The sequence below is a fragment of the Vibrio sp. F13 genome (assembly GCF_020806305.2).
Lineage (GTDB): Bacteria > Pseudomonadota > Gammaproteobacteria > Enterobacterales > Vibrionaceae > Vibrio > Vibrio crassostreae_C.
In genome coordinates, this window is the sequence record NZ_CP170175.1 from 167,674 (window position 1) to 193,026 (window position 25,353).

37 protein-coding genes and 1 pseudogene are annotated in these 25,353 nt (G+C 43.3%); 6 read left to right on the forward strand and 32 right to left on the reverse strand.

Going from position 1 to position 25,353, the window contains the following annotated elements:
• Nucleotides 1-33 precede the first annotated feature (33 nt).
• The 3 genes from LMH68_RS00695 (at nucleotide 34) to LMH68_RS00705 (ending at nucleotide 3,951) form a co-directional block, all read left to right on the forward strand.
• Nucleotides 34-1,869: an ABC transporter ATP-binding protein/permease gene (locus LMH68_RS00695; protein ID WP_017061820.1), complete on the forward strand. Its 1,836-nt coding sequence runs from the start codon at nucleotides 34-36 to the stop codon at nucleotides 1,867-1,869.
• Nucleotides 1,870-2,018: 149 nt separating this feature from the next.
• Entirely contained in the window at nucleotides 2,019-2,483 is a 465-nt protein-coding gene (locus tag LMH68_RS00700; RefSeq protein WP_017063915.1) for an acyl-CoA thioesterase, read from the forward strand.
• Nucleotides 2,484-2,628: 145 nt separating this feature from the next.
• Nucleotides 2,629-3,951, forward strand: coding sequence for an IS4 family transposase (locus LMH68_RS00705; RefSeq protein ID WP_413755362.1), 1,323 nt, complete (start codon nucleotides 2,629-2,631; stop codon nucleotides 3,949-3,951).
• A gap of 156 nt (nucleotides 3,952-4,107) precedes the next feature.
• Here the strand turns inward: LMH68_RS00705 and LMH68_RS00710 are convergent, their stop codons facing one another.
• Nucleotides 4,108-6,363 carry a peptidase U32 family protein gene (locus LMH68_RS00710; RefSeq protein ID WP_017063916.1) on the reverse strand — a complete coding sequence of 752 codons (2,256 nt, stop codon included), beginning with the start codon at nucleotides 6,361-6,363 and terminating at the stop codon, nucleotides 4,108-4,110.
• A gap of 173 nt (nucleotides 6,364-6,536) precedes the next feature.
• Between LMH68_RS00710 and LMH68_RS00715 the strand changes: the two genes are divergently transcribed.
• Entirely contained in the window at nucleotides 6,537-7,130 is a 594-nt protein-coding gene (locus tag LMH68_RS00715; RefSeq protein WP_017063917.1) for a glutathione S-transferase, read from the forward strand.
• 179 nt (nucleotides 7,131-7,309) lie between these two features.
• Here the strand turns inward: LMH68_RS00715 and LMH68_RS00720 are convergent, their stop codons facing one another.
• The 7 genes from LMH68_RS00720 to LMH68_RS00750 form a co-directional block, all read right to left on the reverse strand.
• Complete coding sequence (locus tag LMH68_RS00720) at nucleotides 7,310-7,759, reverse strand: GyrI-like domain-containing protein (RefSeq protein WP_017066534.1); 450 nt, start codon at nucleotides 7,757-7,759, stop codon at nucleotides 7,310-7,312.
• A 67-nt stretch (nucleotides 7,760-7,826) separates the two neighbouring features.
• Nucleotides 7,827-8,060, reverse strand: coding sequence for a hypothetical protein (locus LMH68_RS00725; protein ID WP_102428709.1), 234 nt, complete (start codon nucleotides 8,058-8,060; stop codon nucleotides 7,827-7,829).
• Between the two features lie 8 nt (nucleotides 8,061-8,068).
• Nucleotides 8,069-8,320 (reverse strand): Rho-binding antiterminator, encoded by a 252-nt coding sequence (locus tag LMH68_RS00730; RefSeq protein ID WP_004733849.1) that lies wholly within the window; start codon nucleotides 8,318-8,320, stop codon nucleotides 8,069-8,071.
• A 170-nt stretch (nucleotides 8,321-8,490) separates the two neighbouring features.
• Nucleotides 8,491-9,123, reverse strand: coding sequence for a type B chloramphenicol O-acetyltransferase (gene catB / locus LMH68_RS00735; RefSeq protein ID WP_017063920.1), 633 nt, complete (start codon nucleotides 9,121-9,123; stop codon nucleotides 8,491-8,493).
• Nucleotides 9,124-9,216: 93 nt separating this feature from the next.
• Entirely contained in the window at nucleotides 9,217-9,948 is a 732-nt protein-coding gene (locus LMH68_RS00740) for a glucose 1-dehydrogenase (protein ID WP_229647307.1), read from the reverse strand.
• A gap of 71 nt (nucleotides 9,949-10,019) precedes the next feature.
• Complete coding sequence (locus tag LMH68_RS00745; RefSeq protein ID WP_229647306.1) at nucleotides 10,020-10,403, reverse strand: nuclear transport factor 2 family protein; 384 nt, start codon at nucleotides 10,401-10,403, stop codon at nucleotides 10,020-10,022.
• Nucleotides 10,404-10,454: 51 nt separating this feature from the next.
• Nucleotides 10,455-11,171 carry an HAD family hydrolase gene (locus LMH68_RS00750; RefSeq protein WP_229647305.1) on the reverse strand — a complete coding sequence of 239 codons (717 nt, stop codon included), beginning with the start codon at nucleotides 11,169-11,171 and terminating at the stop codon, nucleotides 10,455-10,457.
• 255 nt (nucleotides 11,172-11,426) lie between these two features.
• Between LMH68_RS00750 and LMH68_RS00755 the strand changes: the two genes are divergently transcribed.
• A complete protein-coding gene (locus LMH68_RS00755; protein ID WP_229647304.1) occupies nucleotides 11,427-11,759 on the forward strand; it encodes a PBPRA1643 family SWIM/SEC-C metal-binding motif protein in 333 nt (110 codons plus the stop codon).
• 112 nt (nucleotides 11,760-11,871) lie between these two features.
• On the opposite strand, the gene LMH68_RS00760 is transcribed toward LMH68_RS00755, so the two are convergent.
• The 24 genes and pseudogenes from LMH68_RS00760 to LMH68_RS00875 all read right to left on the reverse strand — a co-directional run bounded on the left by LMH68_RS00760 (nucleotide 11,872) and on the right by LMH68_RS00875 (nucleotide 24,699).
• Nucleotides 11,872-12,114: a hypothetical protein gene (locus tag LMH68_RS00760; RefSeq protein WP_029235167.1), complete on the reverse strand. Its 243-nt coding sequence runs from the start codon at nucleotides 12,112-12,114 to the stop codon at nucleotides 11,872-11,874.
• Nucleotides 12,115-12,246: 132 nt separating this feature from the next.
• Nucleotides 12,247-12,762: an adenylate kinase gene (locus LMH68_RS00765; protein WP_065583646.1), complete on the reverse strand. Its 516-nt coding sequence runs from the start codon at nucleotides 12,760-12,762 to the stop codon at nucleotides 12,247-12,249.
• Between the two features lie 259 nt (nucleotides 12,763-13,021).
• Entirely contained in the window at nucleotides 13,022-13,486 is a 465-nt protein-coding gene (locus tag LMH68_RS00770; RefSeq protein WP_017066540.1) for a DUF302 domain-containing protein, read from the reverse strand.
• Nucleotides 13,487-13,686: 200 nt separating this feature from the next.
• On the reverse strand, nucleotides 13,687-14,208 hold the full coding sequence (locus tag LMH68_RS00775) for a GNAT family N-acetyltransferase (RefSeq protein WP_136974254.1): 522 nt from the start codon (nucleotides 14,206-14,208) through the stop codon (nucleotides 13,687-13,689).
• Between the two features lie 69 nt (nucleotides 14,209-14,277).
• On the reverse strand, nucleotides 14,278-14,535 hold the full coding sequence (locus tag LMH68_RS00780) for a hypothetical protein (protein ID WP_017066541.1): 258 nt from the start codon (nucleotides 14,533-14,535) through the stop codon (nucleotides 14,278-14,280).
• 202 nt (nucleotides 14,536-14,737) lie between these two features.
• Complete coding sequence (locus LMH68_RS00785) at nucleotides 14,738-15,319, reverse strand: HD domain-containing protein (protein ID WP_017063928.1); 582 nt, start codon at nucleotides 15,317-15,319, stop codon at nucleotides 14,738-14,740.
• Nucleotides 15,320-15,389: 70 nt separating this feature from the next.
• The gene (locus LMH68_RS00790) at nucleotides 15,390-15,794 is read right to left on the reverse strand and encodes a GNAT family N-acetyltransferase (protein ID WP_229647303.1); all 405 of its coding nucleotides are present in this window, start codon (nucleotides 15,792-15,794) and stop codon (nucleotides 15,390-15,392) included.
• 75 nt (nucleotides 15,795-15,869) lie between these two features.
• Nucleotides 15,870-16,229, reverse strand: coding sequence for a histidine kinase (locus LMH68_RS00795; protein WP_102333301.1), 360 nt, complete (start codon nucleotides 16,227-16,229; stop codon nucleotides 15,870-15,872).
• Between the two features lie 150 nt (nucleotides 16,230-16,379).
• On the reverse strand, nucleotides 16,380-16,796 hold the full coding sequence (locus LMH68_RS00800) for a GNAT family N-acetyltransferase (RefSeq protein ID WP_102333300.1): 417 nt from the start codon (nucleotides 16,794-16,796) through the stop codon (nucleotides 16,380-16,382).
• Nucleotides 16,797-16,848: 52 nt separating this feature from the next.
• Complete coding sequence (locus LMH68_RS00805; RefSeq protein WP_229647302.1) at nucleotides 16,849-17,265, reverse strand: VOC family protein; 417 nt, start codon at nucleotides 17,263-17,265, stop codon at nucleotides 16,849-16,851.
• 119 nt (nucleotides 17,266-17,384) lie between these two features.
• Complete coding sequence (locus LMH68_RS00810; protein ID WP_017061800.1) at nucleotides 17,385-17,729, reverse strand: VOC family protein; 345 nt, start codon at nucleotides 17,727-17,729, stop codon at nucleotides 17,385-17,387.
• Between the two features lie 88 nt (nucleotides 17,730-17,817).
• Nucleotides 17,818-18,288 carry a GNAT family N-acetyltransferase gene (locus LMH68_RS00815; RefSeq protein ID WP_102490764.1) on the reverse strand — a complete coding sequence of 157 codons (471 nt, stop codon included), beginning with the start codon at nucleotides 18,286-18,288 and terminating at the stop codon, nucleotides 17,818-17,820.
• Nucleotides 18,289-18,456: 168 nt separating this feature from the next.
• Nucleotides 18,457-18,864: a bleomycin resistance protein gene (locus LMH68_RS00820; protein ID WP_102333299.1), complete on the reverse strand. Its 408-nt coding sequence runs from the start codon at nucleotides 18,862-18,864 to the stop codon at nucleotides 18,457-18,459.
• A gap of 87 nt (nucleotides 18,865-18,951) precedes the next feature.
• Complete coding sequence (locus tag LMH68_RS00825; RefSeq protein WP_102333298.1) at nucleotides 18,952-19,389, reverse strand: NUDIX hydrolase; 438 nt, start codon at nucleotides 19,387-19,389, stop codon at nucleotides 18,952-18,954.
• A gap of 25 nt (nucleotides 19,390-19,414) precedes the next feature.
• Nucleotides 19,415-19,831: a nucleotide triphosphate diphosphatase NUDT15 gene (locus LMH68_RS00830; RefSeq protein ID WP_102333297.1), complete on the reverse strand. Its 417-nt coding sequence runs from the start codon at nucleotides 19,829-19,831 to the stop codon at nucleotides 19,415-19,417.
• Nucleotides 19,832-19,970: 139 nt separating this feature from the next.
• Entirely contained in the window at nucleotides 19,971-20,528 is a 558-nt protein-coding gene (locus LMH68_RS00835; RefSeq protein WP_102333296.1) for a nucleotidyltransferase family protein, read from the reverse strand.
• 18 nt (nucleotides 20,529-20,546) lie between these two features.
• Nucleotides 20,547-20,696 (reverse strand): annotated as a pseudogene (locus tag LMH68_RS00840) (GNAT family N-acetyltransferase); the annotation flags it as partial.
• Between the two features lie 30 nt (nucleotides 20,697-20,726).
• The gene (locus tag LMH68_RS00845) at nucleotides 20,727-21,359 is read right to left on the reverse strand and encodes an RraA family protein (RefSeq protein WP_229647301.1); all 633 of its coding nucleotides are present in this window, start codon (nucleotides 21,357-21,359) and stop codon (nucleotides 20,727-20,729) included.
• 2 nt (nucleotides 21,360-21,361) lie between these two features.
• Entirely contained in the window at nucleotides 21,362-21,775 is a 414-nt protein-coding gene (locus LMH68_RS00850) for a GFA family protein (protein ID WP_017068325.1), read from the reverse strand.
• Between the two features lie 420 nt (nucleotides 21,776-22,195).
• Nucleotides 22,196-22,534, reverse strand: coding sequence for a hypothetical protein (locus LMH68_RS00855; RefSeq protein WP_229647300.1), 339 nt, complete (start codon nucleotides 22,532-22,534; stop codon nucleotides 22,196-22,198).
• A gap of 160 nt (nucleotides 22,535-22,694) precedes the next feature.
• On the reverse strand, nucleotides 22,695-23,303 hold the full coding sequence (locus LMH68_RS00860; protein ID WP_229647299.1) for a sugar O-acetyltransferase: 609 nt from the start codon (nucleotides 23,301-23,303) through the stop codon (nucleotides 22,695-22,697).
• A 96-nt stretch (nucleotides 23,304-23,399) separates the two neighbouring features.
• Entirely contained in the window at nucleotides 23,400-23,774 is a 375-nt protein-coding gene (locus tag LMH68_RS00865) for a VOC family protein (protein WP_017083580.1), read from the reverse strand.
• Nucleotides 23,775-23,839: 65 nt separating this feature from the next.
• Nucleotides 23,840-24,538 (reverse strand): pseudouridine synthase, encoded by a 699-nt coding sequence (locus LMH68_RS00870; protein WP_229647298.1) that lies wholly within the window; start codon nucleotides 24,536-24,538, stop codon nucleotides 23,840-23,842.
• On the reverse strand, nucleotides 24,538-24,699 hold the full coding sequence (locus LMH68_RS00875) for a hypothetical protein (protein WP_017059212.1): 162 nt from the start codon (nucleotides 24,697-24,699) through the stop codon (nucleotides 24,538-24,540). Before LMH68_RS00875 ends, LMH68_RS00870 begins: the two co-directional genes overlap by 1 nt.
• Before the next feature lie 208 nt (nucleotides 24,700-24,907).
• Here LMH68_RS00875 and LMH68_RS00880 point away from each other — a divergent pair, with 208 nt between their 5' ends.
• Nucleotides 24,908-25,309 carry a YkgJ family cysteine cluster protein gene (locus LMH68_RS00880; protein ID WP_017065706.1) on the forward strand — a complete coding sequence of 134 codons (402 nt, stop codon included), beginning with the start codon at nucleotides 24,908-24,910 and terminating at the stop codon, nucleotides 25,307-25,309.
• The last annotated feature ends 44 nt before the right edge of the window (nucleotides 25,310-25,353 follow it).

Sequence of the window (25,353 nt, forward strand, 5' to 3'; positions counted from 1 at the left end):
ATTTTTAAAGCGACAACACATTAAGGCAGTCATATGCAAAACGATGTCTCTTCTACGCTCGACTCGAACCAGCGACAGACTCAGCGATCGACTCAACAAGCGCCAGAACCCAAACCTGAGAAAAAAAGCCTCAGTATTTTGTTTGAGCTGAGTAAATTCATTCAGCCTTATAAAGGTCGTGTTATTGCGGCGTTGATCGCGTTGATCTTCACAGCGAGCTTAACCCTCTCAGTCGGACACGGTATTCGTCTTCTCATCGACCAAGGTTTTAGCCAACAATCACTCTCAGATTTAGGCAGCGCGATTCAATTCATCATGGTGGTGGTCGTGCTGATCTCGATTGGCACCTTCTTCCGCTTCTATTTGGTCTCTTCTGTTGGTGAGCGAGTAAGTGCGGATATACGCCTGTCGGTTTTCAATCATGTCGTGACGCTGCATCCAAGTTACTTCGAGACCAATGGCAGTGGCGACATCATGTCGCGCATTACTACGGATACCACTCTGCTTCAAAGCATTATAGGTTCATCGTTCTCTATGGCGATGCGCAGCGCGTTGATGTGTATTGGTGCGATCATCATGCTGTTTGCAACCAATATTAAGCTGACGTTGATTGTATTGGCCTCGGTGCCGTTTATCTTGATTCCGATTCTTGTGTACGGGCGTCGTGTGAGAGCCCTATCTCGCCAAAGCCAAGATTCGATGTCTGATGTGGGGTCTTATGCAGGTGAAGCGATTGAGCACATTAAAACGGTGCAAAGCTACAGCCGAGAAGAGCAAGAGAAAGCGTCATTCGCGGTTGAAGTTGAAAAGGCATATGAGATTGGTCGCCAGCGTGTAAAACAGCGCGCGATTCTTATTTCTGGCGTGATCGTGATTGTATTTAGTGCTATTGCAGGCATGCTTTGGGTAGGCGGCAGTGATGTTATCAACGGCACTATGTCGGCTGGTGACTTAGCCGCGTTTGTGTTCTACGCAATTATGGTTGCTTCATCGTTAGGTACGATTTCTGAAGTGATGGGTGAACTGCAACGCGCGGCAGGTGCGACCGAGCGATTAATCGAGATCCTACAAGTTGAAAGCCATATTGTTGCGCCAGTTGCGAATCCAACTTCGCTTGCTAACGTAACGCCAGAAGTTGCATTTGATGATGTGACCTTCTGTTATCCATCAAGACCGGACCAACCCGCAACAAGCAACCTCACGCTTACTGCCCATGAAGGCAAAGTGTTGGCACTGGTTGGCCCGTCTGGCGCAGGTAAAACTACCCTGTTCGAACTGCTGCAACGTTTCTACGACCCACAAGTGGGTAAGGTCACCTTAGGCGGTGTTGAACTGAATCAGTTTGATCCTAACGAGCTAAGAAAGCAGATGGCATTGGTACCGCAACAACCTGCTCTGTTCAGTAACGATGTGTTCCATAACATTCGCTACGGCAACCCGCAGGCAACAGACGAGCAAGTGATCGAAGCGGCGAAGAAAGCGCACGCACACGAGTTCATTCAAAACCTACCTGATGGCTACAACAGCTTTCTTGGTGAACGTGGTGTAAGGCTTTCTGGTGGGCAGAGACAACGTATTGCTATCGCACGTGCCATCTTGAAAGATCCAAATATTCTATTGTTGGATGAAGCAACCAGCGCACTAGACAGTGAAAGTGAGCATCACGTACAACAAGCGTTAGAAGAGTTAATGCGTGGCAGAACGACGATCATTATCGCCCATCGATTATCAACAATTAAACACGCCGACCAAATTGCGGTGCTCGATAAAGGACAACTAGTAGACATCGGCGACCACCAGTCTCTCATCAATAGCTGCGAATTGTACCAACGCTTGGTTGAGCTGCAATTCAAACACCTTAGTGCCTAACTATTGAGTGGATGTGCAACTAAGTCACTGACATTGTGTGGTTTCAAGCTTCAAAAACTTAAATCACGCGTGTTGCAGTTTTGTTAATTTAGCGGTAGGGTTTTTATTCCAATAACAACTTATCCCTACATAACAATAAGAGAGTTCGCATGGAAGCACTATTATCTGACTACCCGGTAGTAACAGAAATCCCTGTCGCTTGGGGAGAAATGGACGCACTCAATCACGTTAACAACGCTGTATATTTTCGCTATTTCGAAACCGCTCGCTTAGATTTTTTCAAGCACGTCGAGCTGATGGAAGAGATGGCGATTACCAAAGTTGGTCCTGTTCTTGGTGACACTTACTGTAAGTATTTCCGCCCAGTCACGTATCCAGATACCTTGATGGTCGGCTCACGTGTTACCGATATTCAAGATGACCGATTCACCATGGAATACGCGATTGTCAGTAAGGCTCAACAGAAACTGACGACCGTTGGCACTGCGACTATCGTGATGTTTGATTTTGCTTCGAACCAGAAAGCCCTGCTCTCGCTGCGCTTAACCAATGAAATCGAAAAGATGAACACGTTGAAGAGCCCATGCTTCAAACAAGAAACAGTGACGGAATAACGTATTCGCTGATTGAGAAAGACTCAGAAAGTTTCAGACATTAAAAAGGCCACTCGATTGAGTTAATGCCGATCGTTTAAGAAGACTTGAACGATCCTGCAGTTAGCAGATAATCCCCATCAACAACGTTGATGGGGATTTTTTTATGCTTGAACAAGAATTAGCAATGGCGCACGAGACTATTGAGGATGCGGATAATTACGAATCTGTCGTCAACGCCATTCAACTAGAATGGATAGAACAAGCTCTTCTTGAAACAAATAAAGCGAGCATAAGACGACGTCGACTTCCCGCTCAGCAAGCTGTCTGGCTAGTTATTTGGATGGGGTTGCAACGCAACATGTCTATCAAAGAGGTATGCAGTTCATTAGACATTGCCCTTCAACCAAAACCTGAGGATAGTTGGTCTCGTGTTGCGCCTAGTGTCCTCACCGATTCACGTCGACGTCTAGACGAGAGTCCATTAGCGGCTCTTTTTCACACAACAGTCAAGGCTTGGCGCGAAGATATCATTCAACAAGACAGAGACTTAGGGCTTAACGTTCTTGCTGTGGATGGAACAACATTTAGGTGCCAAGATTCACCAGAGAACGCCGAAGAATTTGGGTTCATCTCTAAAAAACTGAAACCTTATCCTCAACTTCGTTTAGTTGCTTTGATGTCAACGGAAACTCGAATGATTATGGGGGCAGCTTTTGATGGTTGTCATGTCGGTGAAACGATCTTAGCTAAACGTTTATTCAATGATATCCCAGCGCACTCATTGACTTTATTTGATCGTTGTTATTTCTCCGCAGACCTTTTGTTGTCATGGCAAGAGAGTGCGGAAAATGCTCATTGGTTAATGCCTGCAAAACGTAAACTACGCTATGAAGTATTGGAGAAATATGCAGAAAATGACATGCTTATCTCAATGCCCATCTCTCCTCAGGCCCAGCGGCAGAATCCTAATTTACCCGAGCGTTGGGAAGCTAGATTAGTCCTATATCAAGAACCAAAAGGTGAGATAAAAGGTTTTATTACTTCACTTACAGACCCTAGCAAATACTCACTAGAAAGCCTGCTGCGTATTTATTGGCAACGTTGGGAGATAGAAGAAGGTTATGGTGAAATTAAACAGACTCAACTGCAAAGTCACGTCACTTTACGAAGTCGTTTTTCTGTCGGTGTGAGGCAAGAGCTTTGGGGTGTCTTACTTGCTTATAACCTAGTGCGATTAGAGATGGTTAAGATAGCTTCAGAAGCAGGGGTTCGAGCGACTAGGGTCAGTTTTACGGCCGCGATTAACCTTATTGATGCGCAGTTACGTTGGCTAGCTTTATGTCCAGACGGAACTCTACCAGTAAAACTTAAAAGAATGAGGGAAAGTATCAGTCACTTCATTCTCCCAGATAAAAGAAAGGACCGAACGTTTCCACGTTCAATCCTCTTTGTTCCAGCTAAATATCCGTTTAGATTCAAACAGTAATGCTTATCCGAACGGCATTGACTCGATTGAGTGGCCTTTTGTTTATTGGTGCTGAGTGCTTATAAGCGGTTGAGCGTTATAAACCTTGAACGCTCTTTGCGTTAGAAGCTATAAGCCTTACAGCCCATAGACATTGAACCCTATAAACCTTGTACGCTATAGACCTTGCACGTACTGAGCATTAGTTCGAACTTCAACCATCTGCTCTAGGTTCTGTTGTGAACCTTCAACGCCGTTCAGTAGCGCTTCGAAATGCTTGATAAGCTCAACTTTGTCTTTCACTTCTTTAGAACCTGCACCGATGTTGGTTAGGTCAATGAAGAACTCGTCGAACAGACCAGAGAAGTCAGTTACTGCGTCGTGGTTCAAGAACTGCTCGTGGTTGTAAATGCTTGGGTAGCCACCCTTCTGTTTATCAACCGCAAAAGAGATGCCTTTCACGTTGGTAATCGTGGTCGCTTTCTCACACTTCAACATACAACCTGCTTCGATGCTTGGCTTGTTACAACCCACGGTTCTTTGGAAGAAACACTGACGGCTGGTCATCATCAAGATTGGGTGGTAAATGCTGTAGAACAGTTTGAAGTTCTCTGGGCGACGAATATGACGAATCTGACCTTTGTTGATCTCGTTCGAAATGAATGCGCCTGCACAGTTCAGCTCTTCTTTCAGAGTAACCAGTGCGTGAGAGTTGGTCGTGTTCATGAACGGGCCTGCAACCCACTCAATACCCATCTCGTAAGCTTTGTAAGCAATACCCGTGTTGTTGGTTACGATGCGAGCTGGCTTGATCTCTTCAAGAATACGAACCGCTTCGTCGTAATCTTTACCGATCAATACCGCTGGGAACCAAGGAATCAAACGTGGGTTTGCTGCCAAGATGTCGATGTACTTGTTACAACGCTTCTTGAAGCTTTCTGGAAGTTTGAAGTAAACATCCGCGTCAGTCACGTCACACAGGTGTAAGTCTTCTACATCGGCGATAAGCATCGACATAGTCGGCTTCTCGTTCACTTTAGGGTGCTGAGGCAGTGCTGGCACTTCAACGTGCTTAATCACTTCCACAGAGCCGTTCAGAATGAAGTCGATCTCGTCTTTTAGGTCTGAAACTTCTTTTAGAGGAATCAACAAGCCTGCATCCACTTCACTGAAGTCGTGGCTTTCTAGCGTGTGAACTGCACTCTTCACGTTTTTGAATCGCTTCTCAAGTAGCTCTTGAGTAATCGCCTTCTCTTCAACCGCTTTCAATAGCGATTTAGATTGAAGAGTAAAGTTCTCTTTTGGCGTGTTCACAGTCACCGTAAATGGTTGACCCACTTTTGCGCTGAACGACAGTGCTACTGGTGTCTTGCGAATATCAAGGAACTCGATCTTGTCACGCATTTCGTTACCAAGAACGTCTTTCGCTTGGTGAAGTTCGTTGGTCACTTCTTGAATCTGTACAACTGAGATTTCGTTGTTCTGCTCCGTCGCTTTTTCAACAGCGTAGTTCATGCTGTTGTCGCGCGGGTTATCGATGAACATGTCTTTCGTTAGGTTGCCCTTTAGGAAAGAGTTGGTGAAATCACGGTTGAATACTTTGTGTAGGTTCGAATCGTCTTCGATCAACAAACCACTTTCTACAAAGCTATCAATCTGTTTACGCCATGTGTCTACCACAGTGTAAACGTAGTGTGCGCCTTTAATACGGCCTTCTACTTTCAATGAGTCGACTTTCGCATCAACCAATTCAGGTAGGTCGTAGTAAGCTGAGTTATCTTTCAGGTTAAGTGGGAACTTGTTGCCCGCGTTGGTAATTTCGTACTCATCACGACACGCTTGGCTACAACGACCACGGTTACCTGAGTTACCCACACTTACTGAGCTTGAGTAACATTGACCAGAGAATGCGATACACAGAGCGCCGTGTACGAACACTTCGGTTAATACGTCGTGATCGTGTGCCACTTCCGTCAGCATCTTGATTTCAGGCAGGTTCAACTCACGAGACAAGTTAACGCGCGTCGCGCCAATCTTAGACAAGAACTTAATCTGACCTTCGTTGTGCGTAGTTAACTGAGTCGACGCGTGAACGTCTAACGATGGGAAATGCTTCTTAACCAGGTTGAATAAACCCAAGTCTTGAACAATGATGCCGTCCACTTTGGTGTTCACAAGCTGGTTCAGCAGTTTGGTGATGCTCTTAGTCTCGTGCTCCAGTAGCACAACGTTAAGAGTCAGGAACACTTCACAGCCGTATTCATGAGCAAGGCGAATCACACCATTCAATTCGTCTAACGACAGGTTAGAGGCTCTGTTACGAGCGTTGAATGTGTCTAAACCACAATAAACTGCATTAGCACCCGCTACGATGGCGGCTTTTATCGCTTCTACATCGCCACCTGGGGCTAATAACTCAATTTTTCTGCTCATTTTTGAAGTCGCTCACTTACTTATAATTTTTAAGCCGCGTATTCTACCCACATCACGATCTCTTTACCACCGTACAACACTTTTCAAACTAAATGACCTCAATAATGCCGAACGAATCCGATCTACCTATCCTTTATTCTTTACGCCGTTGCCCTTATGCAATGCGCGGACGAATGGGCATCGCACTATCACAGCAAAAAGTGTTACTTCGAGAAATTGTTACCAAAGACAAGCCTAGCGAACTATTGGCCAGTTCGCCAAAAGGAACAGTGCCTGTATTGGTGTTACCCAATGGACAAGTCATTGAACAGAGCTTGGATGTGATGAACTGGTCACTTCAACAAAACGATCCTCAAGATCTTCTGCGTTCAAGCAATCCAACGCTTAGCGAACAAGTTCAGCAGCTCATTAAAACCAACGATGAAGAATTTATTGGTCACTTAGAAAGGTATCGTGCATCGGTTCGTTACCGAAACATCGATGTTGAACAACGCCGACAAGCCTGCGAAACCTTCATTAAGCAGTTAGAAGTGCGACTTACCGATCAGCCCTACTTTTTTGGAGAAAGCCCAAGCTTGGCCGATTTTGCGGTGATGCCTTTCGTCAGTCAGTTTGTGCGAGTCGAAAAGAAGTGGTTTGTGAAATCGGAATATCAAAACGTAGGACGTTGGTTAAGAGCGCACCTTGAAAGTAAGCTCTACACCCAAGTCATGAAGCAATACCCTTTGTGGAATGAAACCAAGCACGATTGTCTTTTTGGTGGATAATGGTAATTCAAGGATAGAGAAAGCGTAGTAATCAAGATAAGTACGTGACACTGTATCTTCTTTGTAATGAGCAGATATTCAAAGGCTTAACTGGGTTTCCGTTGTCTCTTTACCGGTAACTACTGTCTCTTAACTGGCAAACACAGTCTAAGCTAAGCCTTTTGTTCATTTTAACCTGATCACTGAATCGCTATCGAAATCTCGACTTCAGTTTCACCTTTGTATAGTTCAAAATCTGTCGTGTAAGTTCTCACATGTGGGCAGTCAGCAGCGCTGAAATACGCCCACACTTCACCCCATAGATCGATGACTGTTTGAGGAAGTTCACCTTCAGCAGAAAACGTCAGATATTTGCCTGCTTCAATCTTGGTTTCAATAAGATTATTTAAGTCTTGATCCGTTAACGCATTAGCACACGCGATAACATCAAACTCACCCGTAAAATCAGACTCGTAGTTAGTGTAAACGCCATACACTTTTGAATCCGGTGTTAATTTCGGAAATGCTTGGTCAAAAAAGCCCTGCCACAATTGCCCTATCTTGGCTCTTGCTGGGTCCATCTCATCGGTATTGGTGGTTCTTACTGAAAACCCATACGCCTTTACGGCTTCAATCGTTTCTACTTTCATTCGTTCTATTCCTAAGCCAATTGACGATCTAACTGTATTGAATCCAATGTTTTATAAGATAACGATGCTAATCTTGTATCTCTTTATGGCCACATTTTTCACAGACAAGGTGACGAGAAAACTCATCCATTGACGCGACAAACGGGCCAAGGAACCAACCTTTTATCATGCCTGCCCAAAACTCACTTCGCTTTTGGTTAGGTTTGTCTGCAAACGCACTCGTCTTTCTGACCAACACAACAACATGTTGTGTCTCTTCTCTGCACGCGGTGCAATAGCATTGTTCTATGGTGTTATTCATTTGAAAGCCTATGACGTTTTGAATGAAATCTGCTGAAAATGAGGGTTGTCGACACAAACTTCTAGTGTGGAAAGGTCTGTGAGTACGACAAGTTGTTCTACACCTTGAATACTGACCTTAATGCACTCTTCACGGCTATCATTGCGTTGAGTATCTAATCCGACACATTCAATCTGCTCGCCAGATTTCAGCGTTAATTTGATTGGGTATCGGTGCATACACACAATCTCAATATAATCGTAATCGTTGCAACTAATCATAATACCCTTCCAATTCATCCACCACGCTAATGCGACATGCCATACTATTCAATATCTTTACAATCAATAAGTTACTCGTATCACAATCGCATTGCCATAATCAGATTATTGAGTAATTTGTTAAATTTAATCTCGTTCTCACCATTCACATTTCATCTGTGAACGACAATTTAAGGCTTCAAGAATCCTTTCCAATAATGGTACAAACCACCAATGTCTGAAGAACACATTAGCGACATTGCGCCTTTGATTTGTTCTTCGCTCCATTCCCACCATTTCATTTCTAGCAACTGAGCGATTTCAGTCTCATTGAAACGATAACGGATATGGCGTGCTGGGTTTGAACCGACAATCGAGTATGGCGCGACATCTTTAGTCACAACCGCTCGACTTGCGATGATGGCTCCGTCACCAACCTTAACACCACTCATGATCATGGCTTCTGTACCAATCCACACATCGTTACCAATCACGGTATCACCAGAGCGTTCAAAGCCGTCTATCGCACCTTCAAACTTCTCATCGTCTTGATAGAAAAACGGGAAGGTACTCACCCACTGGTTTTGGTGGCCTTGGTTGCCCGCCATCATAAACACGGCGCCAGAACCAATCGAGCAGTAGCTGCCAATGATCAGCTTATCGATGTCGGTTCTATCCGGTAATAGGTAACGCGCACAGTCATCAAAGCTGTGGTTATGGTAGTAACCCGAGTAATAGCTGTGCTCGCCCACAATTATGTTTGGGTTGGTCACTTGCTCTTTAAGTGACTTTCCAACAAACGGGCTTTCAAAATAGTTTTTCATGTTTGTACTCTTAGTTTCGTTCTTTTAGTTGGGTACTTTTGTTGCGTGTTTATGGTTTTAACAGGTTTATCTTAGTGTAAATGCCAACGTGCCCTATCGACCGCCTGCAATATCAATAAACGAGCCGGTGACATACGAAGCTTCGTCTGATAATAACCACGCGATAGAGTTCGCGACTTCTTCTGGTGTGCCACCTCGTTGTAACGGTAACTGCGAAGCTAGTCTGTCTACGCGATCTGGCTCTCCGCCGTCTGCATGCATCTCAGTATAAATACAACCTGGCCTTACGCCATTCACTCGGATATTGCGTGAAGCTAATTCAAGCGATAAGCCTTTGGTGAGTGAATCCATCGCACCTTTCGATGCTGCGTAATCCACGTACTCAAACGGTGCGCCCGTTCGCGAAGCAGCAGACGATACATTCACAATAGAACCCGTACCGTCAGCTTGTTTAATAAAGGCTTTACTGCAAAGGAAGCAGCTTGATACGTTCGATTTCATCACCTTTTCAAAGCGATCCAATTCGATGTCAACCAAAGGTGACTGAGTAAACAAAATCCCGGCATTATTGACCAAGTGAGTCACTGGACCTAGCTTGTTACGAGCAATCTCGAATAAGGATTTCACGTCCGATTCAACAGACACATCCGCACGCACGCTTATGGCGGTTCCGCCTTGTTCACGAATATCATTAACTAGCTCTTCCGCTCGCGATTCATTGTGTATGAAGTTAACGCATACAGCATAGCCTTGACTGGCCAACAATTTAGACGTCGCTGCGCCAATGCCTCGGCTTCCGCCGGTTACAACCACTACCTTACTCAATGAAACCTCCTAATGTTTACTTATTCTGTGCAACCTGATTGTTGGTGACAAACTGATCGTATCGATACAAACTAATTGTTCGATACGATCTGAACCCACTGCGATCGCCACGCCGGCGCTTCGAATGGGTCTGGCCAAAACTCAGTTTGCTTTTGAATTAAACCGTCAACCACCGTGTGAAAGGTGATCACTCGGCCTTTCAACACACTGTCAGTGACCGAAACGTCCGTGACTACCGTATCACCTTCACAGACAATCGAATTGAGCGTGAATTCCCAAACACCATTGGCTGGGTATTCAGTATTGATTGCAGTGAAGTTGTCGCGCCCTAACGTCAATTCAGACGACTGCGGCCAATAGCCTTCAAAATCTGCGGTTAACCATTCAACTGCCTTTGCAAAATCATTACTGCGCATTGCATCCCAAAATCCCAATACCACTTGTTTTGGTGTCATTATTCTTCCTTAAAGTTATTTACGTGTGGTGATTTTTAAATGTCTGCTTCGTTATGCGTACTTGCTAATGATCGTTAAAAGATCATCGACACTGTTAGCAATGTAGTCCGGCTTGGTTTGCCAATTTTCAGGTTTCGATCGGCTATAACCTGCTGCAACGGCAATCACTTTTGCGTTTTTACCCAGCGCGGCTTCAATATTGCGAGCAAACTGTGTGTCCGCTTCATGGTCACCGATGTACATCAAACAAAGCTCGTTAGTCGGATCGGCGCCAAATATGTTCTCGACACATTTCACACCACCAAATGGATGGGGTTTTTGGTTACCGTTCGAGACATCGTCATAGCCCACGACCGATTTAAACAAATCACCAATGCCATAACTGTCGAGCACACCACGAATATTCAATTGAGAGTTTTGAGAGCAGATCCCATGTGGAAGATGAGCAAACTGATTAACCACGGTTTCCATTCCTTCAAACAAGGCAACGGCTGTTTGGTTTTTCTCTTGATGCTCTGCCCACATTCCACCAGCGGTCAACATTTCATCGTGTGATAAACCGTAATAATCGACATATAAGGCTTGCCAGTTTTTAGCCCCGTGGTTGGCTTCATGATAAAGCGCTTCGCTAAGCAAATATTTAGGTAAGTTGTCGCCTGACAAGTGTGGCGCGACTAAAGAGATAATGTCTTTTGTGATTGCGATATTCTTTGGAACGGAATTGACTAAGGTTCCATCGTAATCCCACAGGATGGCATCTAACTTCATACACTATCTCTTTGTTTCGATTAATAATTTGAATTTATCATTCATAAGCCTATTTAGGGAAATCTTATTGTCTTGAATTTGAAAATTAGTCCAATCCGAACAATGCTAGAGAGCAAACCGTTACTAGCAAACAATAACCAAACAGCCTTTGTTCACATCACTGCTTTATCAATTGCAATATATGCGTATAATCCCCGCTCCATTGCGCTATCGTCGTTAAAAATAGCGCCATTCAACATTTTTTATGAGTACCCAATGTCGAAACTATTTTTCAAAGGCCGTATCGAAACAAGACAGAACCACGTTCTTGCTGGCTACAACGTAAACCGCGATGTGAAAGCGGGTACTGAAGAATCTCCAATCGCAGTAATGGTTCAAACTGAAGCGCGCAAAGCAGAAGTTGAAGCACTAGCCGCTGAAAATTCTATCTTCGTTACTGTTACAGTCGACGAAGACAAAGAAGAGAACACCATCGAGCTTGATACTCTACTGAACAAGCCAAAAACGATGACGTTTGAAAAGACCCCTAACCGTAACGATCCGTGTTCTTGCGGCAGCGGTAAAAAATACAAGAAGTGTTGTGCATAAGGCTTCTCACTCAAACTGCCAATAGCACGATGAGTTAAGTAATATCTAACGGGAAGATCATTGAGGTCTTCCCGTTTTTATTTGCCTAAGCCAAACTCACAAACTCACAAACTCAGTCGAGGTTGTCTGGTGTATTCAGATATGTTCCACATTGGGTACATTTGTAATCACCTGTCGCGCCCGAACCTGTAACACCAAAAGATAGAAACTCCGATAAAATTCGTTGGAGTAAGCTCGGTTCTTTATCTTCAGCTTGTGGTGCCTTTTGCACTTGGCTACTGAACATCGTGTACCTATGCAGTGTAAGTTCCTTACAGTTACAGCAGAACGCTCTCGTCTTCTCACTTCCATACATAATATCTATAGCCTTAATTCAAAGCACAAATTCAACACATGGCAAATATGCCACATGTTGAGTTAAATCTATATATTTTCATGAAGTTATGAGCAAATTAAAGCGTTTCAAAGAAAGGTAAGCTCTCGACTGTTAAGTGACGTGTTGATGAACAAAGTTATTCAATTCAGTCACGCTTCTGATGATGTAAACCTCTTTCTCTTTAGCACGCAATTCTAACTGCGCTTTAAAGTCGTCATTCCAAAATTTAGGACACAGTTTTAGTGTCTTATAACTTTGTATCGTGCCTTTTATAACTGAACTTCCATCAGGCCAGCCTTCAGGTTTAACGAATAGACCTTTGAGCATTCGCTTGGTTACAAACCAGTAGCTAATTGAATAAGGAAGGTCGATATAAACCAAGGTATCAGCTGCATCTAAACGTGTGTTGAACGATCCTAGAGGGCCAAAACCATCGATGATCCAGCTTTCTGACTTAAGTATGCTCTCATGAGCCTGCTCGAATACTTCACGTTCAACAAACTCTCCGTTGGCCTTATAAACAATAGAATCTAACTGGTGAAGCTCTATCCCTGTAGCTAGTGCTAACGCCTTGCTGATTGTGGATTTTCCACTCCCAGGCTTGCCAAAAACCGCGATCTTTTTCATATGACTTCCTCTATTCAGATAAAACCCATAAGACAGCGACAAAAAACCCACCTTACGGGTGGGTTCGATAAACAAAGCGCATCAACAATCCCACCATTCCTATGGAATGATGATAATTCGTTGGTTAGATTGCGCTAAATTCAGTTTCATAAAACTACTTTTATATACTGTTGCTTAGTTGTCAACACAATGACTAATGGGCGATATCATCGTCATATCGCACCCATTAATAGTCTTAATGAGTGCTTATTGATCTTGGTTATTTTGCTTTCTTTTTCGCCACTGTCGCTTCTGATAGCTTGCTTAGTACACCCGATACTTTCTTAACGACCTCGTCACAGCCATTGATCGCGTGACGCTCTACCAAGTAATTAGGATCGTTGTAAGACAACCATACTTTCTTATTAGAATCCTCAGTGACTAACACCTTCTGCGGTAAATCTATCGCGACTTCTTGAGCACATTGCATTAATGGTGTCCCTACTTTCGGGTTACCAAAGATGATGACTTCCGTTGGTCTCAATTCAAGATCGACCTTACTCGCGTTTTTCTGATGGTCGATTCTCGCAAACAAGGTCAAACCTTTGCTCTTGGCGATTTCTTCAAAGCGGTCAGCGGTCTCTTTCACTGAATAATTACTTTGGTATTTAATCAAACCATCAGAAGCCGCAGCTGAAAATGATGCCGAGAGTAAAATGGCGCATAGTGGTAGTAATTTTTTCATCGTCACCTCTGAGATTTAACCTAATCAAACTTACATTCATAGCGCCACTTCCAAATTCAGCGACGTAACCCATGTCAGTATAGACGCGATTCCATTCTCAGTTTGCAGAGAGGATCACTTTTCTAATGCGTCTTATTATCATCAGTTTACCTAGGGTTTATTCACATCGTTAACTCATGGAGTAACTTAAAACAAGAGAGCTAATACATATAGCCAAGCCAATCAATATCCCCTAAAGGCCATTGTTTTCCGTTCAATGGCTTTACATATAGGTCATCAATTTCTTCAACAGCGACGCCATAACTAAGGTGCTCATGAAGTCTTAACCAAGAGTTAGTACTAGTAATTTGGATATACCCTTGTGAGGAATAGAAATCATGAAGATCTGATATCAAAATAATGAAATCGACATCCCTATTCTTTGCATACTCATCCAATTCACACAGCATAGATTTACCAACACTTTGCCCTCGGACATTCTCAGCAACACAAAAATCAATAACACCTAATACTTTGTAAGCACTGTCACCAACACTGACCATACGGTAATCAAGACCAAGGTAGCCGACCAGTCGTTCTTCACGGTATTGCAGAGCTCGCATATGAGGGAGTTGTTTATAATAAGAACGCTCTACCTGATGATCGGGGAAAGAGCTATTTCTCAGAGCGGTAATGGCTTGATGTTGCTTTTTGGACACTTCGATTTCGGATATGATTTCCATACAGTCCCTTGTAATTTCTGACTCATATTTATTATTGTCATGAGATTTACATCAAATGTTCATACCCAATCAGTGCCACGACTTAGTCCCACATTTCTCACATTGGTATTCGTAATCACTGTCTACATAAAAACCGGGAACATTATGGTCACCTCTAAACAATAACGTCACCAGGTACTCCATCAACACGCCTAACTTCCATTGTTTCTTTTCAGATTCAGCGTCCGCTTTAGATTCAGCATCGGAAGCGCTAACAGCAAGGTGCGGGGTAAGTGCGTCGCACTGCTCACAGTGATAAGGGTGTTTAATATACTTATTATCAAGCATTTATATAAGCCAACTGATATTTATAAATTTGATACATACTAACAACTTATCACTCGGTTCTCGAACTTATTGTTGTCCACTAGAGTTTTATTAGAAAGAAATGAGACACAAGGTAAGTGCCATGCATCTTGAATCAGTTACCATCGAGATCTCCCTCATTGAAAAGCTAAAGCTATTCTTACGCTAAGGATGAAATTAACTTTTACTTTAATAGCCCTTTTTCCGCAGCACCTTCAAGTTGCACTTCTAGCTCTTTCCATAAGGCACGACTGCCTTTAGAAATACGCTCGCCATTGAAGGTCAGTACTTTGTCTTTGGATATGTTGTGCTTCTTCCAGCTGTGACCACCACCATGGATGTTATGAAGCAAAGGCGGCACTCTATCGATCGCCTTACAAAATCTAGCTTCTGGTGACTCACCGGCTTCGAACTCAAGCCATAAATCCAAATACTCGCTTGTTGAATGGCTCGGCAATGATTTCAGCAACCGCTCGACGCAGTTTCTCTCTTTGAGCTTGTTTTCTTCGGTTTCACTGGCATAAATGATGGTGTCTCCGGCATCGATTTCCCCAAGATCATGAATCAGCAGCATCTTCATTACTCGCGTAATATCGATTTCTTCATTGGCATAGTCTTTCAACATGAGTGCGCTCAAACAGACGTGCCAACTGTGCTCAGCGGAGTTTTCATATCGATCCAATCCAACCGGTTTTGTCTGTCGATGAACATCCTTTAATTGTTCAATCTCGACCATGAATTGCAGAATGCCTTTGATTTCTTCCACGATGAGCTTCCTTAACTTAAGTTGATGATTTAGCGGTGCGGAGGGTTAACCTAACGACAGACAAGCGTTACTACCAATGAACCGACATTTTGTAATACGCAACACCCGATTTTTCAAATTCAGAGCCTTCTACAGCCATCCCAAACTTTTGATAAAAACCTAAAGCCGTTGTGCGCGCATCGCACCAAAAATATTGGATGTTTGATTCTTTGAGGTTAGAGATGGCATGATCAATCACGTTTGAACCGATTCCCTGCCCTTGGAATTCAGGCAGCGTGGCAAACTTTCTCAGCCTCGCTTCATTGCCTTGGATATAGATAGACGCGACACAAACCAACTGCTCACCAACAAACGCGCCGTAATGCGTTGCTTGTTCGTCATCTGGCACCATACAAAACGACATCGGTTTATCAGGCCAAAGCACTTGATGCCTAACCGGAAGTACCTCCGTCGCTGAAAGCTGTTTTATTTCCATATTATCTCCAATGTTCAGAAACCTACGTAAGTATGCAAGCTTGAAATGAAGCAAATCCTTTTCAACATTAATTTACTATTGAGTAGTCTTGGCATACATTTCACAAACGACTTCGACGTTTAGAAAATTACTTGTGCGCCAAAAAGGCTGGCGTTCAAAACCTCGAGTTGCATTTCTTTGTTTGTAGCCATCCGGATTGCGACCAAAATAAGATGTTAACCTTGCCGTCATATCATTTTCGAGCGAAATTCCGCTAATCGAAATATCGTAACCGCCCTGACATGGAGATACCCATACCCTCCCATTAGCCCCACTCAAACTAATATTCTTTGTTGTTATTTGTTGCTGATGTAGAACCAAAGAAACTGGCAAACGTTTATTTAAATCAGACACTATTCTATTCATTAGGGCATAAAGAACTTCAACTTGATTCATTCGGGACCTCTAGTAACGACTAAACATTGAAACAGAATTGGATGACGCTACCATTTGAAATTATCTATTGCACCGTAAACAAAGAACTCAAATTTGATTTTTCAATACTTAGAGCTAAGTTGTAGCTCACATCCTAACTTTAGATATCAGCTATCTGTATTCCATTAAATGATAACGCTCTAATCCCTCTCCTTTTGTGAATGAGATAACAAAACCTTGCGACTGGTAAAAGCCAATAGCATGTTCATTGGCAGTCAAACACTTCAAAGTCAGATCAGTGTAATGTTGTTTGCAGGTATTGAGTAAAGCAGAGCCTACTCCAGAACGTAGCGTTCGCGGGCACACATAGAGGTGATGGATGAAACTCTCAGGTTCCCAAACAGAGGCAAAACCTAAAACCTTGTCGCCAGAAACAGCCACCCATATCTGCTCACCTTCTGTATCTAATTCGAAATCGGATAACTCAAAAGCGTCGGCATCAGCCCAATGAAAGGTGTCCTGTCTTGATTCTAGATAGAGCGCCTGTAAAGCGGTTAAATACTTGGGTTGATACCTTGTGACTTCCATGTCGCTCCTGCCTATCCGTATGACCAGAATTAAGGTTGTTGACTAAGCTTTTCTACCTGTTAGCCATAGGGTGTTCAGGGTTTAACTGAAGCAGATCCCACAAGTTACCGTAAAGATCTTCAAACACAGCAACGGTGCCGTAGCCTTGCTCTTTAGGCTCTCGGACAAAGTTAATGCCCAAAGACGTCATGCGTTCGTAATCACGCCAGAAATCATCGGTGTTTAAGAATAGGAATACGCGTCCACCAGCTTGGTTGCCGATGAAATCGTGTTGCTCTGGCTTAGAAGCTCTAGCAAGTAACAGGCTCACACCGGCTGAATTTGGTGGAGCAACAACAACCCAGCGCTTATCTTCTTCTGGCAGATACGTGTCTTCGATGAGATCAAACTTAAGCTTGTTTACATAGAAATCAAGCGCTTCATCGTAGTCTTTTACCACGAGTGCAATGTGGACAATATTCTGTTTCATAACATACCTTGTTGGGGTTTTAGCTGCGTGGAATGATGCCATGAAGCAGGTAAAGACACTAGGTGTCGCATCATAAATCGTAGTATCTCGTCCGTCACAATCTAAAAGGTATACATCATTTATAACTGCCAGAATCCGAGCTCGACGCCACCTTGAATGACAATGGCACACATCCCGTGACGTGGTAACTCCATTGGTGGCACCGCAACTTCGGCGCCTAGTTTCTCGGCTGCAGTTACTGCAGACTGAATATCCTCAACCAACGTGTAATGACGAACAGTTGGTTCTTCAGTTTCACGAAGCGGTGCTCGAATGCCAATTACCCCGCCATTAGATAGCTTTGCGGTGCGCGCCCCACCAAGGTTCACATCTGCACCACTGAATTTCACGTTGTAGAGCTGAGCGTATGTTGCACAAACGACATCGACCTCTGGGGTAACCACTTCAAGATATTGCACCTTCATCAAATTTCCTTCTCGTGTTCTTTAAGACTCTCAACCTGCATACAGCTGTGTAGGTGTTTCTCATCAATAATTAATCGGTTTAATATTACTAAGCGATTTGACCGCGCATGATAAATTGCGGGCCTGCTGCGCCACCTAAATACTGTTGATTGGTATCTTCGAAGCCGCCTTTCTTATAACAGTTGAATGCGGCGGGATTTTTGCAATTCACGGTTAAATAAATCGACTCATACGCTGAGTAATTCGCTTTTAAATATGGAAACAAAGCCTCCACCGTGCCTGTTCCTAAACCTTTACCTTGCTGGTTTTTATCAAGCACAAAAGCTCTTAGCCCAATGCTTCCTTCAGGGCAAAACTCATAAGAATCTGCGTAAGCGATATCTAGCTTAAAGAAACCAACAACTTCGTTATTAGACTTAATTACGTGCAAGTGCGTCGTTTCACTGCCGTCTAATAAAAACTCTGCAGCTGTACCAGCGAACTTAACCTGTTCATCGGCGAGTTGGATGGCCTGAACTGACGCCACATCGGATTCTTCAAGCCTTTCGATAGTTATCATTGTTGTTCCTTCTGTATAACACGCGTGAAAAACCGACTAAAGCTCATCGCTAGTGTCTCGAGAACCGTAGTTTGGGAAATGCAACCTTAGTACTCAGTTAATACGTTTAGTCCATCCAATAATTTAGAGCAAAGACCAGCATTTGGTATCCAACCAAAAGGTCATGACTTAATGAATATCTTGGCAGAGCCTAAAGAGATAACCGTCAGGAGTTTGAACGATGAACTGCTTCTGAGTCGCGATCGAATCCCCACATTGATAAGACTTTGACTCTAACGCTAAGTAAATAGAATCAGCGGCGCTTTCGTTAACTCTCTGATAAAGTGGTTCGATATCGATAACGTCCCATTGGAAGTTAACACCACGCCCTAACGGAAACTCCAGATCACCTGAAAGCCATTTTCGACTTTTGCCCGCAATCCCTTCAAGCATCACATCAACACCGTCAAGCGTTAGATAAACAAACTCTTCATCTGAGCGCTCGTATTTCACTTCAAACCCCAACACATCGACAAAGAAGGATTTGCTCACATTAATATCGAAACAATAAAGCTCTGGAACTACTCGTAATGTCATGATTTACCTATTCACTAAATAGCGAGAGATTAGTAAGAATCTAATCAGGATTTCCACTCTAATATAGAGTTAATTAATCTGTGTACTTTAGCTAGCTTTATAAAGCCTTTCGTTAATCTCCCAAAGCGCGTTTCTGTTTGAGTCATATGTTAGAAGTTCAATAGCTTCTTGGTAGTCGCACCAACGGTAATCTGTGTGTTCACTTGATAGTTCAGGATCTTCTGTGACTTTAACTGAGAAGGAATGCTCAGGAATGACGAATGGATGCTCAGTCCAATTGTAATTCCCTGCATAAAAGACTTTTGGAAGCATGCACATTGAATCAAGCTGCTGCCAGTTATCACCGACTAACTGAGTTTCTTCAGAAAGCTCTCGTTTTGCTGCTTCAAGAATTGATTCATCATTTTCGCCACCACCGGATATTGCCTGCCATACACTATTGTCACTTCTGCGTACGATTAAAAACCGAGGTTTGGTGTCGACTATTTGATAGGGAAAGACTAAAACTTGAAAAGGTGCTCTCATTGATATGCCCTCCAATCGTTCACGTTTACGGCGCTAACTTCCCAAGGATGACCGGGTCGCTCAACAGATTCGTCAGAGGAAGAAACAATGGCTCAGGTAACTCATCTAGCTTAAACCATTTCCATTGCTTACATTTATCAGGCTCTGTCACCTGTGGTTTGCCGCTAGCATCAGAAGCCACAACAAACAGCGTTATATAGTGCTTGTTCTCTTTCTCAAAAATATCATTGGTAAAAGAGAGCTTTTCAAATCCACTAACAACGAGGCCAGTCTCTTCGAGTGTTTCGCGTTTGGCACACTCTTCAATGCTCTCACCCCATTCAAGGTGTCCGCCCGGCGTTGCCCACGTATGAGCTCCGTGAGAACCAATTCGCTCTCCAAGTAACACTCGCCCTTCACGTAGAATAACCGCAGCGATACCTACTCTTACTTCCTGACTCACTTAAAACTCCTTAATTCTTACCAAAAGACAAACGAACAGCTAAGTGACTAACAATGCCGAGATTACGCTCAAACTTACCACTAGCGCCAAGCCGAGTTAAATACCAAATGTTGAGAATGATCTCGTAAAGCTCTGTCGATCACACCCAAGGAAACACTTTTACTTGCTGCCATCTAGCCTTATAACCAGCGGTCATTTTGTTGTAGTTCGCTTCTGTCATTGCTCGCTTATTCGGTTTAATCAGCATATCAAACGCGTCCTCTACACCGTATGGTGCAAACAACTTGATATCGCCTGAATCATCCAGAGTAAACCCGATAGCAAGCGCAGAAAGCCAAGACTTGATACCTTGTTCAACACGATCGTATGGTTGAATCAAGCAACCGAACTTCTTAGCGTAACGCTCATGGATGGTCGCTTGGTTCTTTACATCCACGTCGACACGATGACTTAACCGCGAACGAATGCGGTTTTTGAATTCGTCCTCAGTGAGGGCTGATGCATTATTGAAATAGACAATATCTAAGTCTTTAACTTGGTCTAGAAGCGGTTTGTTTTCGATATCATTCCAGATTATTTGAGTGATGGCGCCGCCTGCAATATAGAAGTTTGGCAAACCCACCTCACGACATACGTTGGCTGTTTCGATTAGCTCAGGAACTTGTTGAATGAGGTTCTTTAGTTTTTGTTTATTCATCATTCCCTTTTTATCTAATCACGAATCGTACATTGCCCAACGGAAATAAGGTCTTTGACCATCCATTCGCTCAACCTTTGCACCCAACCTTTTGTAGAAATCATGCGCTTTCTTATTGTGCGGACTTGCCGTCCATGAGATGTGAGAGGCGGATGATGACTTCGCTTGTTAACAGACAAGAATGCCGCGCATTGCGAATCAGCTTACAGTGCTCTCAGGTTTTTGTTTCGCAGACGTTATTGCTTGAGCTATTTTGGCCCTGTGGTTTATTTCCCACTCAGCGAGTGTTAATGACGCCTCTTTACTTGCTTTCTTTGAAGCCATTCGAAACACTTCATCTTTTCTTGATTTAGGAATAACGACAATACCCTCTACATCAGCAACAATGATATCTCCCGTATACACCTTTGCTCCCCCGCAAGTGATTGGAGCACCCAATTCAGAATAGACCTCTTTCTTTCCCGGTACTGGATGAACACCTTTCGCAAAAACTGGAAAATTCATATCTGAAATTTCATTCAAATCTCGAATGACACCATCAATAATAAAACCTTTGATACCTCGACTCTTAGCGACTGCGCATACATTACCGCCGGCTACTGCATATTCGCTATCAACTCCATCCACTACAATGATGGAACCTTTTGGTGCTTCGTATATGGCTGAATGAAGCATTAAATTATCACCAGACGTTAACTGGACAGTAAACGCTTCTCCAAAAATTGGCGGCATTCCCTGCCAAAGAGGACCAATACTAAAGTCAATAAAGTGCTCGTTACTTAGTATGTTTCCGTAATCGGTTGTCGCTAATTTAGAAAAATCTCGCTTCATATTTACTCTCCACTTTCAAAGTGGGCAAATACCTCTGCACCAGTCATATTATGTGTTTCATTTTTAAATTCGTAGTATTCGGGCTTTTCATCGATGAATATCTGATGAGTTAACTTGTAGTCATCCCCAGACATCAATAAACCGACAGGAAGGTGATACTGATTATTTGGCACTAAAAAGTAAAACAAGTGAGTACCACATTTACCGCAGAACCCTCTCTCAGCCCAATCGGATGACTTATATCTCACTACATTTGATTCACCTGATATTTTGACGGAATCAGAGCAATCAATGACTAACATCGGACCGCCAGACCAATTTCTACACATACTACAATGACAAGCCCCCAATTCATTACTGGCGTACTCTACTTCCAACTCAACTGAGCCACATAGGCACTTTCCTTTACCTTTCATGAATCCTCCAATCTTTGCAGTGTGTGAAATGAATAGCAGATAACGCTTTTTATACCGATGACTTAATAAGAAAGGTTATTTTTTGTTTCCCTTCTTCGACAGATACGCGGCATACTTTTTAGAAATCCAATTATGAATATGAAGCCCTGTTTTACGAACAAGATACCAATCTATCGCAACTAGAATCACCAAACCGATTACAGTTCCCATTACAAAACCCCCATGCTCATTGAAATGCCACTCTACCAAATAGTTAAGAAAGGCACCGTGAACCTAAACTAGATATGGATAGTTACTTTAACTCAGGAAGAATGACGAGGCATAACGCTTAGCTACGCTGTAAGTGGATGTATGCCATGTCTGAGCGAAGCGAGTTCGGCACGCGTTTACGAATCAGATTTAGGCACCTTGTTATATGTTTTACTTACTAATATGCCAAGCCATTACACCACTAGCAATAAGTAAAAATATACCAATCAATCCGACATTAACTGCAAAACTTACTTTATTCGTTTCGTCTTGAAAGTCATTGGTTCGGGACACAAGTTCACGATGAATCATTAACGACAAAAAGTCTTGATTAGCTGGATTGTTACCATCAAATGTAATGCCTGCCAATACAACAAGTAAAACCCCGCTATATGCAATGTAGTCAACCAAGTCTATTGTGGATAGGTAATCAAAAAAATTGCGAGAAATTAGCAGAGCTACCGAGATCACAACAAGATAAGATAAAATCCCTTTGAGAAAACCCTTCATTGAAACTCCCTGTACATATAACAGCTATCAGACAGAAAAATTCTGCACTTAACTCCAGAATAATTTTGTCTAGTTTCTAAGATAGATAAGTAATATACAACCAAGCCATTGCATAACAATGACTTATGTCACAGCTAATTTCAGGCGTGTGAAAAACCGCCTACTTTAGTTCATCTGGAATGCGGCGATCTTTGTGGTAATACTCTCGGTCGCTCTCGTTGATTTCGCGTATCACTTTGCATGGGTTGCCAACTGCGACGACATTGGCTGGGATGTCTTTGGTGACGATGCTGCCTGCGCCTATTACTGAGTTTTCACCAATGGTGACACCGGGAAGTACGACTGTGTGCGCGCCAAGCCATACGTTGTTGCCAATACGAACGGGGATATTGAACTGCGCTGCTTTTAGCCTGAGTTCTGGGCTGATGGGATGTGTGCCAGTGGCAATGGTCACGTTAGGCGCTATCATCACGTTGTCGCCGATGAATACGTCTGTGTCGTCGACCAGAGTCAGATTAAAGTTCACGTATACGTTGTTGCCTAGGTGCGTGTGACGCCCCCAGTTCGCATGTAATGGTGGTTCAATGTAGCAGCCCTCACCGACTTCGGCGAACAACTGCTTCATGATTTGTTGTCGTTTATCACCTTCGCTCGGGCGAGTATGGTTGAAATCGTATAGCACTTCTAAGCATTGAGTTTGCTCAGCAACCAAATCAACGTCGTCACAGTAGTAAACGTCTTGGCTGTGCATTTTAGCCTTTATATCCATGTTTGAACCTATTTGATCATTGCCTTATGTCGGCATAAATAAAGAAACAGATGGATAATTTGAAGTTTTCACTGGCCTTAATGCAAGTTGGATGAATTAACGCGGCCTGATGTTTTCAGCCACACGCCACAGCACACCACTTGGGTCAGTGATACAAAACTCAAGCATTCCCCAAGGCTGTTCAACAACCTCGGAAACGTTGACTTCAAATTCCGACACTACATTAGAGTTTTGAATGTGTTGATACCAACTTTTTACGTCTTCAACCAGCAAGTGCATCATGTAATTGTGACAGTGCGCAGGTTCATAAAAATTTTGCAGAAGGAACGCACAACTGCCGTGTCGTAGATAGGCGATATCGTGAAATTCAGACATCACTTCGAAGCCGATTGACTGGTAAAAACGCTTAGATAAATCGAAGTCTTTCGCGGGCACGAAAGACTTAATTTCTGAGACTTTGAGGTTTTCCATCCTAGATCCTTATAGTGCTGATATTCTGGTCCTGACACGCTTAACGCTTTAAGTGGTTACAGCGTTTATTCAGAGTCTTGCTGAAATGAGTCGACTTCGGCTTTAGTTAGATAACGCCACTGACCTGCTTCAACATCTAAACGAACATCACCAATCTGCTCACGGTGTAGTCCAACAACTCGATTCCCTACCGCAGCAAACATTCGTTTTACTTGATGAAACTTACCTTCTGTAATGGTCAACAGCACTTCTTTACTGGTAATCACTTCGAGTTCTGCCGGACGCGTCAGTTTTTGTTCGCCCTGCAATTGAATGCCCGCTTTGAACTTGTCAGCGACATCATCTTTGATATCTCGTGACAATGTCACGCGATATACCTTCTTACATGACTTGGTTGGCAGAGTGATGTTGAATGACCATCGCCCATCATCGGTAATCAAGACTAAGCCTGTTGTGTCGGCATCTAAGCGCCCTGCGATGTGCAGTTCTGATGCTTTGTCTATCTCGATGTAGTTGAACAGTGAAGGATAAACTTCATCGACATTAGAACAGATAGTACCCGCAGGCTTGTGCATTAAGAGGTATCGAAATTCACGCAATTTAAGCGGCATGCCATTAAACAAGATGGCGTTGGTTTCATGAACCTGAGTCGATTCATCGGTGACTGTTTCACTGTTTACGTTCACCTCGCCATTATGGATGCGTTCAATCGCTTCAGGCTTGGTTAGGTCAGTGCTTTTACATAGGTATTTATCAAGGCGCATTAATCGTCGGCACCACATTTAGCACAAGGCTTGTAAGTTCGTTCACCTTGCTCGATAACCACATAGTCACCAACGCACTTGTCACATAAAGCGAGCTTTGGGTAAGCCTCTTTTTGTTTCTTTGCGTTAATGTTGCCTTCGGTGGTGTATACGGTTCTCATCTTGATGCCTTTGTTTGAATAACGTGAGAGGCGCAAATTGTATCACTGTTTACAGCTTTGATTGGAGTGGCGGTTCATAGATAAATTGATTTTAAGTACCGCTATTCCAAGTTCCCGCCCGTAACGGCTTAACCATGAACAACAAAATCAACGTGCCACGCCTATCAGTGGTAAAATGATAAAAGCTCACCAACTTATGAAGTCGATAATGAAAGATTGTAATCAATGCGGAAAATGCTGTATCAAATACGGAGATGGCGACCTTGCCGCGACTCAAGAAGAGATCGATTTGTGGGAGTTGTTCAACCCAGACATCTTTGAATATGTTCGAGGAAGCGAGATCTGGTTCGACCCTGAATCTGGCGAACGTTTAACTCGCTGCCCTTTTCTGGAGCTGGTTCCGACGAAAGACACCAAGGCTCAAGCCAAGTACACATGTAGCATTTACTTAGACCGACCAGAAGATTGCCGACACTACCCAAGCCTAATTAATGAGATGGTACGAGATGAGTGTGAAATGATTGAGGTGGTGGATTTACAAGACACGAAGAAAGCTCAAAGGAAACTCGACCTGTTGATGAAAGACAGCCGCCCTTCAAGCTATTCGTAAGCGATGATCTTTTGAAGATCAATCTTCAGTATTAGCTAGTAGCC